The sequence below is a fragment of the Flagellimonas sp. genome (assembly GCF_965215805.1).
Classification (GTDB): domain Bacteria; phylum Bacteroidota; class Bacteroidia; order Flavobacteriales; family Flavobacteriaceae; genus Flagellimonas.
On the sequence record NZ_OZ244124.1, the window covers coordinates 1,584,359 to 1,596,512 of the forward strand.

Genomic DNA, 12,154 nt, shown 5'->3' on the forward strand with positions numbered 1-12,154 from the left:
TCATTTAGTCAGAATTCTGGTCATCCGTTTGATGCGGTCTGCCAGTTTTTCATTGGATAGTTTTTCCCTGAGACGATCCGTAATGATTGGAAATGAAAAGGGAGTTGGGTTGTTGCACTGCTTCCAAACCACCTCTTGTTGGGCAATTCGCTCTAAGGCCAATCGCAATCTACCTTCTTCCAACTGATGTTCAAAGGTCTCGGTAAACGCCTGTTGGTAGAGTAGGTTGTCATCTTCAAAATCCTTGAAGACATCAAACAGCAATTGGGAGCTGCTTTGCAGGTGCTTCATTTTTACGCCTTTCTCAGGATAACCCGTGAACACCATTCCGCTGATGACGGCAATATCCCGGAACTTCCGTCGTGCCATTTCGTTGGAATTTAAACTCTTTTGAAGGTCCGAAAGCATGTATTTCGAGGTGAACAGATCGTTGTCCAAAACCGCCTGGATGTCTATGGGCTTGTCCGAGAGTAATTCAAAACCGTAATCGTTGAAGGCCAAGGAGCAGGTAATAGGGGAGAGTAGACTAATCCTATAGGCTAGCAAACTGCTCATCCCCTCGTGGATGGCCCTGCCTTCAAAAGGATAGAAGATGTGATGGTATCCATCATTGGTCTTAAACGTCTCTATTAATAGTTGATGAGGTTGAGGAACTATACTTTCTTCCCGTTGTTTGGCAAACATGGATGCCAGCGATTTAATTTCTATAGCTTGCTCGGCGAGTGGGAGTTCTGCGGAGTACAATTCTTGCCGCAGCAACTCGGACATTTTAGCTGAAAAACTCAGACGACCTCCCATCCAGGACGGGATCTTATTGCTACGCTTGGAGGAATTTCGCACTTGCGCGGTCATGCCTTTAATTCTTATGAACTCCAGATTCCGACCTGCGAACGTAAAGACATCCCCTGAAGTCATTTTGGAGATAAAAGATTCTTCAATGGTGCCAATGTAACCGCCTTTTTGGTAGCGAACGGACAAACTTGCATCCCCCACTATGGTTCCTATTTGGAATCTATGCCTTCGCGCTATGGCCAAACTGTTTACCTTAAACCTCCCATCAGTATCTACCTCTACCTTTTTGTATTCGTCATAACTTTTTAGGCTCTGGCTTCCCAACACTAAAAAGTTCAATAACCACTGCCAAATTTCTTCGGTCAGGGTTTGGTAACAAAAGGTTTGCTTCACCTCCCTATAAATCTCATCAGGATAAAAACCGTCAGAAACCGCCAAGGTGGTTAGGTATTGTATCAATACATCGTAACTGTTCAAGTAGGGAATCCGATCTTCCACTGCAGCATTTAAAACAGCCTTTTGCATAGCGGATGCCTCAATGAGTTCAATGGCATGGGTGGGCAAAAAATAGATAACACTTTCCTTACCTGGACGGTGGCCGCTCCGTCCTGCGCGTTGGAGAAATCGGGCCACGCCTTTTGGGCCACCAATTTGGATTACGGTTTCCACAGGGGCAAAGTCCACACCCAAATCCAAACTGGAAGTACAGACCACGGCTTTCAAACTTTCATTTCGGATGGCCTGTTCCACCCATAGTCGGGTGTCCTTGTTAATGCTTCCGTGATGCATGGCAATCTCCCCGGCATATTCTGGATGCTTTTCCAAAATTTTCTGAAACCAAATTTCGCACTGCCCTCGGGTATTGGTGAACAACAATGTGGTTTTGCTTTTGTTGATTATGGGGACCACCTCTTCCAAAAGATGAAGACCCAAGTGGCCGCGCCAAGGGAAAGTTTCCATCTTTTTGGGGATGATACTTTTTACGGTGATTTTTTTGTTGAGGTTGGCCTTGATCAATACGGAATTAGACAGGGCCTCACTAGTGGGTCCCAGTAAAACTTCCCTAGCCTGTTCCAAGTTACCAATGGTTGCTGAAATACCCCAAATGCGTAAATCCGTGCAAATGGTTTTTAAACGGGAAAGCCCCAATTCCATTTGGACTCCTCTTTTGGAACCTAAAAGCTCGTGCCATTCATCCACAACAACGGCGGCACAATTTTTAAACACTTTGTCGTAGCCTTTGGCCGAAAGCAAGAGTTGAAGACTTTCTGGGGTGGTGATCAACAGGTCCGGCATGCTCTTTTTCTGTCGGGCCCTTTCTGCAGTGGAGGTGTCACCGGTTCGTATGCCCACGGTCATCTGGGCGCCCAAGTCCTGTGTGATGCGTTCTGCGGATTGTTTAATTTCTTGCGAAAGTGCTCGCAATGGGGTGATCCAAATGGCCTTTAGTCCTTTGTTGTGTTTGGTTTTATAATCAGGATTTTTTCGGATGTAGTCCAAGACAATCGGAAACCAAAGGGCGTAGGTTTTTCCACTGCCTGTAGGGGCGTTCAGCAGTCCGTGCTTCCCATTCAAAAAAGCTTCCCAAGATTGTTTCTGGAAAGCAAAAGGTTTCCATCCTTGTTGATGGAACCATTCTTGGGCAATATGAAAAAGCTCGGATTTTTTCAGTGGATTAGGATGTGAAATTGACTAGCGGAAAGAAAATTACAATTTCTTTCGGGGATAATTTTACCGTCCTTGGTTTAAGATTTATATTTGCCGAACAAATTTTAGGATATGCCCATTTTAGATCTTTACGAACACGGAGAACAACGAAGAAATTTGGCCCATTTTGCCACTTTGGCCAGTTTGGCCGCCGTTGATGGTGAAATCAATGCGCAGGAAAAAGCGGTTTTGGACAAGTTTGCGTTCCGATTAAACATCACAGATGCCGAATACAAGGAAGTGATGAAGAAGGAGAACAAATACCCTATTGAGACTCCCCACAGTTCTGAAAGAAGATTGACACGACTTTTTGACTTTTTTGGGATGGCCCTTGCTGACCAAAAAATCGATGAAGCCCAAAAGGAACTTATCGTTAAGTACGCTGTGGGATTGGGATATTCACCTGAAAAAGCTGAGGCTTTAGTGGATAAATCGGTAGCTATCTTTACAGGAAAAATTTCTTTTGAGGATTATATGTTCCTCATGGAAAAATAAACTAGGAATTGGCCATAAACTCCTCGGCCGTTTCCACCATTTTTCTACTACCACAGAAAAACGGAACCCTTTCATGTAATTCCGTTGGCTGAATTTCCATAATTCGTTGGAAACCATCGCTGGCTTTTCCATTGGCTTGCTCGGCCAAAAATGCCATGGGGTTACATTCGTACAACAAACGCAACTTACCTTTGTGCGCTTTGCTACTCTTGGGATACATATAAATTCCGCCTTTGATCATGTTCCGATGAAAATCAGAGACTAAGGAACCAATATATCGGCTGGTATAGGGTCTATCTCCCTCTTCTTTTTGGCAATACTTGATATAGTCTTTTACACCCTGCGGAAAGTGGATGTAGTTCCCTTCATTTACGGAGTAGATTTTTCCTGTTTCCGGGAACTGCATATTGGGGTGTGACAGGTAAAAAGTGCCAATGGCCGGGTTTAGCGTGAAACCATTGACCCCGTGCCCTGTGGTATAGACCAACATGGTGGAAGTTCCGTAGATGATATATCCTGCAGCCACCTGATTTTTGCCAGGTTGAAGAAAATCCTCAAGGGTAACCGGTGTTCCCACTGGGGTTACTCTTCTATAAATGGAAAATATGGTTCCTACGGAAACATTGACGTCAATATTGGAAGACCCGTCCAAGGGATCAATGAGCACCACATATTTGTTCTGATGGTTTTCATCCTGGCTATTGATGCTTATAAAATCATCTTCCTCCTCCGAAGCAATACCGCAAACAATCTCCCTGTTTTTTAAAGTCTGGATAAACTTTTCATTGGCAAGAACATCTAATTTTTGTTGATTTTCCCCCTGAATATTGGTGTCACCGGCAGTTCCTAGAATGTCAACCAATCCAGCCTTGTTAACTTCGTGATTTACAACTTTTGCAGCCAATCTAATGGCGTTGATCAGTTTGGAAAGTTCCCCAGTGGAATACCTAAACTCTGTCTGGTTTTCAATGATAAATTCACCTAGGGTTTTGTTCTTACTGGACATATATGCAGCACTGTTTTATTTGAGCGCAAATATCGTGCATTTTGTGAAACTATATCGTTTTCGCTACTATAAAGATTTAGAAATTTATAACTTTGAGTTTTATTTGTAACAATATGGGATTTTCAATTCGAGATGCTCGGCAAGAAGATATGGTGCAAGTTTTGGAACTGATCCAAGAGTTGGCATTATTTGAAAAAGAACCTGAAGCGGTTGAGGTTACCGTGGAACAATTGGTAAGGGATGGATTTGGAGATAAAAAAATGTTCCATTGCTTTGTGGCGGAGAAAGCGGACAAAGTTGTAGGGATTGCGCTTATATATCCTAGATATTCAACATGGAAGGGACCTATAGTGCATTTGGAGGATTTAATTGTGTCCAAAGAAATGCGCGGAAGTGGTCTGGGGACTGCCCTTTTGGACGAGGTGGTGAAATACGGACACCGTTTGGGCGTCAAAAGAATATCTTGGGAAGTGTTGGACTGGAATGACCCAGCCATAGCATTTTATGAGAACAAGGGCGCCGACGTAAAAAGGGACTGGGATGTGGTCCATCTGAATGAAAATGGCATTAAAACATATGTAGAAAAACTGGAAGAATCTTCCATATAACCATAGCTAAATAATTAATGAGAGTATTTAAGTTTGGAGGGGCATCGGTCAAAGACGCCGAGGCGGTGAAAAATGTCGTCAAAGTTCTAAAAGAAGTTGGTCATGAAGACACCTTGGTCGTAATTTCTGCCATGGGAAAAACCACCAATGCCATGGAAAAGGTGGTGGCCGCCTATTTTAACAATAAGAGTCAAGTATCTTCCAGTATACAAGAGGTTTGGGAATATCATGAAACCATCCTTTCAGAGCTGTTCGAAAATAAAAATCATCCAGTTTATGGGAAGGTAAAAACGCTTTTTGAGGAAGTTAAAGGCTTTCTTGCTTGGAACAAGTCTCCCAAAAATGCCTTTGTTTATGATCAAGTGGTGGGCTATGGCGAATTGGTCTCTACCACCATCATTAGTGAGTACCTAAATGAAGTTGGATTGCCCAATATCTGGCAAGACGTGCGCAACTTGATCAAGACGGATAATAGCTATAGGGATGCGAAGGTAAATTGGGAACGGACCCAAGAGCAGGTATCCAAACTGGACACCTCAAAGCTCTATATTACCCAAGGTTTTTTAGGTAGCGATGATAATAATTTTACCACTACCCTTGGAAGGGAGGGTTCGGATTACACGGGAGCTATTTTGGCCTATTGCCTCAATGCGGATTCCGTGACCATTTGGAAGGATGTACCAGGAGTGCTGAATGCCGACCCTCGGAATTTTGATGAGACCCAATTGTTGGACGAAATCTCGTACCGCGAAGCTATAGAACTGGCATTTTATGGAGCTTCCGTAATCCACCCCAAAACGCTTCAGCCGTTGCAACGCAAAGAGATTCCTTTACATGTCAAATCCTTTGTTAACCCAACAAACGATGGTACCACCGTAGGCAAAGGGGTAGGGATATCTCCAAAGGTGCCCTGTTTTATTGTGAAGAAGAACCAGGTACTGATCAAACTTTCCTCACTGGATTTCTCTTTCATTGTGGAGAACAATATCAGCGAAATATTCAAATTGCTCCATGACCATCGGATGAAAGTGGATTTGATCCAGAATTCCGCGATTAGTTTTTCAGTTTGTTTGGACAACAAGTTTAACGGGCTTCAACCCATGTTGGACGAATTGAAAAGAAAGTTTAAAGTGGTTTGTCATGAAGATGTTTCCCTTTATACGATCCGCCATTTTGATGATAACGCGGTGAAATCCCTGGAAAATGGACGGTCAGTTTTAGTGGAACAACGTGGAAAAGAGACAGTTCAGCTCGTTGTAAAATAATGTTTCCCAAATGATAGGGTACGGCCGTACCAATATTGGTATTTTTCTATCTTTATGCTTACCTAATATTTAGCTTATGGGGCTGGTTTCTGCGAAAGAGGTTGCAAAGGTCATCAATCTGGACAAATATGGCTTTTTAGGAACCTTCATAGGTTGGTTGCTGATGGTGGCCACCAAGATTACCAGCATAAATAGATTTTACAACAAGAACAAATCGTTGCAGGGAACGGAGTTTTTGGATGCCATTTTAGAGCATTACGAAATTGACTTTGAGATTCCCGAAGAAGACCTTAAGCGACTACCCAAGACTGGACCTTATATTACCATAAGCAATCACCCGTTGGGTGGAATTGATGGTGTATTGTTGTTAAAGCTAATGTTGCAACAGCGTGCCGATTTCCGAATCATTGCCAATTTTCTTTTGCACCGCATAGAGCCTTTAAAGCCCTTCATCATGCCCGTCAATCCTTTTGAAAATCACAAGGATGCCAAGAGCAGTATTATGGGGTTCAAAAACGCACTTTTGCATTTGCAGGCAGGTCATCCTTTGGGGATTTTTCCCGCTGGGGAAGTTTCGACTTATAAGGATGGAAAACTGGTTGTGGACAAACCCTGGGAAGAGGCGGCACTCAAATTGATTCGCAAAGCTGAGGTACCTGTGGTTCCCATTTATTTCCATGCACGGAACAGTCGGCTTTTTTACAAGCTGTCCAAAATGAACGACGTATTCCGCACGGCTAAATTGCCTTCGGAATTAACCTCGCAAAGTAGGCGTCCCATTAAGGTTCGGATTGGTCAACCCATCTCTGTAAAAACGCAGAACGAAGAACCTACTTTGGAATCTTTTACGGAATTGCTTAGGAAAAAGACCTATTTATTGGCCAATGTTTTTGAAAAGGAACGCCTCATTGACAAGGTGCCCACAACATTGAAGATTCCCAAACCTCCCAAGAAAATTGCCAACCAGGTTGGCGTGGAAGTACTACAGGGAGAGATAGAAAAATTACGGGAAAAGGATTGTCGTTTATTGCAAAGCAAAAACTACGAGGTGTATTTGGCCCAAGAGAAGGACATGCCATTTATCCTGAATGAAATAGGAAGACAACGGGAAATTACATTTCGGGAAGTAGGAGAGGGAACCAATAATGCCATAGATCTGGACGGCTTTGATTCATACTATCATCATTTATTTCTTTGGGACGATGAGGACAAGTGCATTGTTGGGGCCTACCGAATGGGATTGGGCAAGGAAATCTTCAAAGAGTTTGGGATTGATGGATTTTACCTTCAGGATTTATTCCGATTTGAGCCGGAGCTTTACGGCATGATGGAGCAATCCATCGAAATGGGAAGAGCTTATATCGTAAAGGAGTATCAGCAAAAACCCATGCCCTTGTTCTTGCTATGGAAGGGAATTGTGCATACCACATTGAGACATCCCGAACACAAATATTTGATTGGCGGAGTTAGTATTAGCAATCAATTCTCCAATTTTTCCAAATCCCTGATGATAGAATTTATGAAGTCCAACTATTGGGATCCCTATGTGGCCCAATACGTTAGGCCCAAAAAGGAGTTTAAGGTTCAGTTGAAGGATGCAGATAAGGAGTTTGTGTTTGATGAAACCCAAGCGGACCTAAATAAGTTTGACAAATTGATCAGTGAGGTAGAGCCTGGAAGTCTTAGGTTACCTGTGTTGATCAAGAAGTACATCAAACAAAATGCAAAGGTGGTGGCCTTTAATGTGGATCCCTTGTTCAACAACTCGGTGGACGGACTCATGTATATTCGAATTGCGGACTTACCGGAAAGCACCGTGAAACCTGTAATGGAGGAGTTCCAGGCCGAATTGGAAAGGAAACTGGGCAATGGTTAAGCTGAATTTCCTTCTTTTCATTGTACTTCTGTTGGGATCTTTGAGTGGTGCGGCCCAAGAAATTTCCGGCCTGGTGTTGGATTCCAAGACCAAGGAACCCATCACAGGAGCCTCCGTGTATTATGATGGCAGTGCTGTTGGCACCATTACCGACCTTGAAGGGAAGTTTCAGATTCCTGCCCTTTCCGGTAGCAATGCAGTCCTGGTGATCAGACATTTGGGCTATAAAACCAAAAAGTTGGTTCAGCCACAGGGCACCGCACTTCTTCGTATCGTCTTGACCGAGGAGGCTGAAAGCTTGGATGAAATTATTGTAACCGCTGACCCTTTTTCCCGAAAGCAGAAGTTGAAGGTTTTCCGGCTTGAATTTTTGGGCGATACTAGGGGAGGCAAGAATAGCAGCATTGTCAACGAAGAGGATATCCGCCTGTTTTTTAATACCTATAACAACACCTTAACGGCCCACAGTGATCGGCCATTAATTGTTCAGAATGACTATTTGGGCTATCGGATATCCTTTGAGATTGAACAGTTCAAAATTTATTTTAAGAGCACCAGTCTTAAGCGCATTGATAACATCTTCCATACGGTCTATGAGGGGTCTGCCCAATTTTTTGATATTGCTTCAAGAAATTATAGGGCACAAAAGCGAAGGAAAAATGCCTATGAAGGTTCCAGAATGCACTTTATGCGTTCCTGTTGGAAAGGGAATCTCCATCGTCAGAATTTTGAGATACGGAAAAAGTTCAAGAACATTCCCACCTCTGAACTATACGAGGTCAAAAACGATTCCCTGGAAGATTTTAGGAACATCCAATTTTTGGGGGAGCAGTTTGTGATTTATCACAAGAAAAAAGGATACCATCGTTCCACCTTGAACATCCAGAAACCCGAAACTGTGTTTTCCTTGGATCGGTATGGCGGTTGTGCCCCCTTTAAGGAATTGGTTTTTGGAGGATACATGGCAGATTCCAGAATTGGGGATATGCTACCCATTGACTACGGCCTTTAAAAACGGAAAATGGCAGAAAGGCATATCCCAACCGCCATTTAAACAAACTATACGTATCTAAGTCTAGTTTAGTAATTCTTCCTTTACAAAATTGCTACAGAACTCTTTTATTTCGTTCCTGGCCTTTAGGAAGGCTGCATGTTTAACCTCTGGTGTCCCCTCTGCCTTGGAGGGGTCAAAAAAGTTGTGGTGGATGCGCTCTGCATTGGGGGCAGGGATAAAGGGGCAATTTTCCTTTGCGTGATCGCACACTGTAATGATATAGTCCCAGGCAATTCCCTCATATTCGTCCACATGATTTGAAGTATGATGGGTAATATCAATGTCATCTTCCTTCATAATGGACACTGCCCCAGGATTAAGTCCATGGGTTTCGATTCCTGCACTGTACACATTTGCCAGGGAATCTTGAAAATAGTTCAGGTAACCATGTGCCATTTGACTTCGGCACGAATTTCCGGTACAAAGGACCAATACGTTTTTCATTTTCTTTGATTTGTCCCCTCGAGCGCAGTCGAGAGGTGGACAGTTTACGTTTGTTCTACCAATGCCATTTCGACTGCACTCAATGTGACATTGGCATTGATTAATCTATTCCTATGGTTTTACTTCTTTTCTCGAACAAGAGGTTGTCTTTCCAGACGCCATCTATTTTGCCTACGCGTTCCCTTTTCCCAATATATCGAAAACCCACCTTTTTATGCAAGTTGATACTGGCTTCGTTTTCTGGGAAAATTCCGGATTGGATGGTCCAATAACCTGCTGCTTCGCTTGCCGTTATGAGACTTTCCATCAATAATTGGCCCACGCCTGTTCCCCTGCTTTTTGCGCTTACATACACGCTGACTTCTCCAACCCCACCATAAACACATCTACTGGATACTGGGGACAGAGCCGCCCAGCCCTGGATTTCACCATCGACCTCCGCAACCAATCGGCATTGTTCCACATGAGCATTATCCCAAGCCTCGTAGCTTGGGATTTTTTGCTCAAATGTGGCAAAACCGGTAGCAATGCCTTCCAAATAAATTTGGGAAACTTGCTCCCAGTCCGATGGTTTCATTTTGCGTATGTGCATGGGGTAGGTTGGTTAACAGCAACCACTTTCAGGAGCGCAACCGGCAGAGGCTTCCAGCACCGTATTCTCTCCTTTTACCTCAACCCCACAGGTTTCTTTGGCCTTGCAATCTGTTTTTTCAACAGAAAGTTTCAAAGTCAAAGTTTTTTGGTCAAGCGTATAATCCTCCACAAAAAGTTGGGCGGTGTTAAAAGTTTCATTGCTGTATTCAATCTTGACTTCGGCATCTTGAACCATGGGTTTGATGCGGTCTACCTTGTTAAGGATGGATAAGGCTTTATAGACAGACATAAAGTCTCTTTTGTCTTTTTCCTTTGGGCTTTCCCAAAGTTGCACAATGGTCTCTTTCCAGAAATCAGTACCTGCTCCGCAATCCACTGAGTCTATGGTTATGTTCTTGACCTCGGTGATATGGTAATTGGCTCCAACCAATTTTCCAGGGGTATACTCGAACAACAAGCTTTTGTCTTGATGCTGTTTTAATAATGAAATAAATTCTGATGTATTCATATCTGACAACAGTTTTGGTTAATATTTGAAAAAAACGCATTGAAGGACTGTTGCAGTTCCTCCCAGCGTTCCTGATTAATGCAATAACAAAGGTTTTTCCCCTCAAAAGTTCCTTTAAGGAGTCCAATTTTCTTGATTTCGTTAAGGTGTTGCGAAATAGTGGGTTGCGCAAGTCCAATTACATCCACCAAATCATTGCAGATGCAATTTTCTTGTTGGCTGATGTATTCTAAAATGGCAATTCGGGCCGGATGTGCCAACACCTTGGCTGCCTGGGCCAATTCATTTTGCGAAACTGAAAATATGTGTGTTTTGGAAACTCCCATATATTTAATGAAACGACAATTATAATTTTATATTGCAATATTACGATAAAACCTTTAAATAAAAAAGCTAAGAAATATTTTCCTAGCTTTTTGATAACCTTTTTATAATCCTTTGAACCAGTTCTGAAACAAATCTCCAACAAGAAATATGGGCTTTTGAGATCCATTTATGGCATTTATCAAACTAACAATCCAAAGCACAAAGCAGAAAAGTCCGATCAAAATACCGAGAAGGGGGATGACGGATAAAATTCCAATTAAGAAAATTCCCAGGGTCTGTCTAATATAGAATGAACCCAGTTCCGATTTATTACTGCTGTTCATGATAATGGCAATAATCCATCCCAAGAAGGTAATGTGGGCAAGAATGGCTACCGTCTTTCCGCTTTCCGGATTGTTCGCATCAAAGGCCTCTTTGACATCTTCCTTGAATTCTTGAGCGGCTTCCTTTACATCCTCTGCAGCTTCTTTGGCTGCTTCCTTTGCGTTGTCAAAAGCTTCTTCAGCTTTATCTCCCAAATCTTTGTTTTCTTCAGACATTGTTTTAATGTGTTGGTTAATTGTGTTTTAAATGTAACAAATAAATCAATATCTATAGAAAAGCTTTATCAACAGGCTCCCAGAGTTCCAATTTGTTGCCCTCTGGATCCAGAATCCATCCAAATTTACCATAGTCGTACTCTTCTACCTCACCTACAATGGTTACCCCTTCCTCTTTCAAAGCCGCCAGCAATTCCACTAGATTCTCCACCCTAAAATTCATCATAAACTGCTTTTCACTGGGTTGAAAGTAGGTGGTGTCTTCTTTGAATGGACCCCATTGGGTGGAGCAGTCCTTGCCCTCTTTGTCCTTCCACCAAAAAGTGCACCCATATTGGTCGGTGTTCAATCCTAAATGGGTTTTGTACCATTCCTTTATTTGATTGGGATCCTTGGTCTTAAAGAAAAAGCCCCCAATGCCTGTAACTCTGTTTTTCATATTACCTTTTTACGTTTTTTTCATACAATTGAATCCAAGCTTCGGGACTCATTTTTTGACATAATTCCTTAATCAAATCATAGGGAATGGTTTCCATTTTTTTGAATCGGATACAGCTCTTGCCCATGTCCAATTTGGTCTTCACATATTTTGGATATTCCCCCACAAACCAATCCAGCAATGCTTTATCGGCATAAATCCCGGAATGATAAAGCGCAACAAAGTGTTTTTGCGATGCAATATTGATAAAGGGCAATGGCAATTTTGGGTCGCAATGGTATCCACCAGGATATAGCGAATGCGGAACCACATAGCCAATCATTTTATAGCTTATGCACTCTTCAAATCCTTTGGGGAGGTTGTCCCTTACAGTTTCCCTTAATTTGGATACTGCCGCTTTTCGTTCTTCCGGGAGTTTACTGATGTATTCATCAGGGGTTTTGGCATCTATAGTCATATTTTTTTAATTTAACAGTTCACAATTAGCAAGTATCAATTCG

14 protein-coding genes are annotated in these 12,154 nt (G+C 42.6%); 5 read left to right on the forward strand and 9 right to left on the reverse strand.

Annotated elements, in window-relative coordinates; translation table 11 throughout:
• Complete coding sequence (locus tag ACOOE0_RS07205) at nt 1-2,463, reverse strand: ligase-associated DNA damage response DEXH box helicase (RefSeq protein ID WP_420402203.1); 2,463 nt, start codon at nt 2,461-2,463, stop codon at nt 1-3.
• A 108-nt stretch (nt 2,464-2,571) separates the two neighbouring features.
• On the opposite strand from ACOOE0_RS07205, the gene ACOOE0_RS07210 reads away from it, so the two are divergent.
• The gene (locus ACOOE0_RS07210; RefSeq protein ID WP_420401793.1) at nt 2,572-2,994 is read left to right on the forward strand and encodes a TerB family tellurite resistance protein; all 423 of its coding nucleotides are present in this window, start codon (nt 2,572-2,574) and stop codon (nt 2,992-2,994) included.
• Between the two features lies 1 nt (nt 2,995).
• Here the strand turns inward: ACOOE0_RS07210 and fbp are convergent, their stop codons facing one another.
• A complete protein-coding gene (gene fbp, locus ACOOE0_RS07215) occupies nt 2,996-4,000 on the reverse strand; it encodes a class 1 fructose-bisphosphatase (RefSeq protein WP_420401794.1) in 1,005 nt (334 codons plus the stop codon).
• Nucleotides 4,001-4,113: 113 nt separating this feature from the next.
• Here fbp and ACOOE0_RS07220 point away from each other — a divergent pair, with 113 nt between their 5' ends.
• From ACOOE0_RS07220 to ACOOE0_RS07235, 4 genes are all read left to right on the forward strand, one after another.
• Nucleotides 4,114-4,608, forward strand: a complete 495-nt coding sequence (locus ACOOE0_RS07220) for a GNAT family N-acetyltransferase (protein ID WP_420401795.1) — start codon at nt 4,114-4,116, stop codon at nt 4,606-4,608.
• 17 nt (nt 4,609-4,625) lie between these two features.
• Nucleotides 4,626-5,873 (forward strand): aspartate kinase, encoded by a 1,248-nt coding sequence (locus ACOOE0_RS07225; protein ID WP_420401796.1) that lies wholly within the window; start codon nt 4,626-4,628, stop codon nt 5,871-5,873.
• A gap of 76 nt (nt 5,874-5,949) precedes the next feature.
• Entirely contained in the window at nt 5,950-7,749 is a 1,800-nt protein-coding gene (locus ACOOE0_RS07230; protein ID WP_420401797.1) for a GNAT family N-acyltransferase, read from the forward strand.
• Nucleotides 7,742-8,761 carry a carboxypeptidase-like regulatory domain-containing protein gene (locus tag ACOOE0_RS07235; RefSeq protein WP_420401798.1) on the forward strand — a complete coding sequence of 340 codons (1,020 nt, stop codon included), beginning with the start codon at nt 7,742-7,744 and terminating at the stop codon, nt 8,759-8,761. Before ACOOE0_RS07230 ends, ACOOE0_RS07235 begins: the two co-directional genes overlap by 8 nt.
• Before the next feature lie 63 nt (nt 8,762-8,824).
• On the opposite strand, the gene ACOOE0_RS07240 is transcribed toward ACOOE0_RS07235, so the two are convergent.
• The 7 genes from ACOOE0_RS07240 to ACOOE0_RS07270 form a co-directional block, all read right to left on the reverse strand.
• Nucleotides 8,825-9,247 carry an arsenate reductase ArsC gene (locus ACOOE0_RS07240; protein ID WP_420401799.1) on the reverse strand — a complete coding sequence of 141 codons (423 nt, stop codon included), beginning with the start codon at nt 9,245-9,247 and terminating at the stop codon, nt 8,825-8,827.
• 100 nt (nt 9,248-9,347) lie between these two features.
• Nucleotides 9,348-9,839 carry a GNAT family N-acetyltransferase gene (locus ACOOE0_RS07245; RefSeq protein WP_420401800.1) on the reverse strand — a complete coding sequence of 164 codons (492 nt, stop codon included), beginning with the start codon at nt 9,837-9,839 and terminating at the stop codon, nt 9,348-9,350.
• A gap of 12 nt (nt 9,840-9,851) precedes the next feature.
• Nucleotides 9,852-10,349 (reverse strand): DUF6428 family protein, encoded by a 498-nt coding sequence (locus ACOOE0_RS07250; protein WP_420401801.1) that lies wholly within the window; start codon nt 10,347-10,349, stop codon nt 9,852-9,854.
• Entirely contained in the window at nt 10,346-10,675 is a 330-nt protein-coding gene (locus ACOOE0_RS07255; protein ID WP_420401802.1) for an ArsR/SmtB family transcription factor, read from the reverse strand. Before ACOOE0_RS07255 ends, ACOOE0_RS07250 begins: the two co-directional genes overlap by 4 nt.
• 102 nt (nt 10,676-10,777) lie before the next feature.
• Nucleotides 10,778-11,215 carry a DUF4870 domain-containing protein gene (locus ACOOE0_RS07260; protein ID WP_420401803.1) on the reverse strand — a complete coding sequence of 146 codons (438 nt, stop codon included), beginning with the start codon at nt 11,213-11,215 and terminating at the stop codon, nt 10,778-10,780.
• A gap of 52 nt (nt 11,216-11,267) precedes the next feature.
• Nucleotides 11,268-11,654 carry a VOC family protein gene (locus ACOOE0_RS07265; protein WP_420401804.1) on the reverse strand — a complete coding sequence of 129 codons (387 nt, stop codon included), beginning with the start codon at nt 11,652-11,654 and terminating at the stop codon, nt 11,268-11,270.
• Nucleotide 11,655: 1 nt separating this feature from the next.
• The gene (locus ACOOE0_RS07270) at nt 11,656-12,111 is read right to left on the reverse strand and encodes a DUF1801 domain-containing protein (RefSeq protein WP_420401805.1); all 456 of its coding nucleotides are present in this window, start codon (nt 12,109-12,111) and stop codon (nt 11,656-11,658) included.
• Nucleotides 12,112-12,154: the final 43 nt, after the last annotated feature.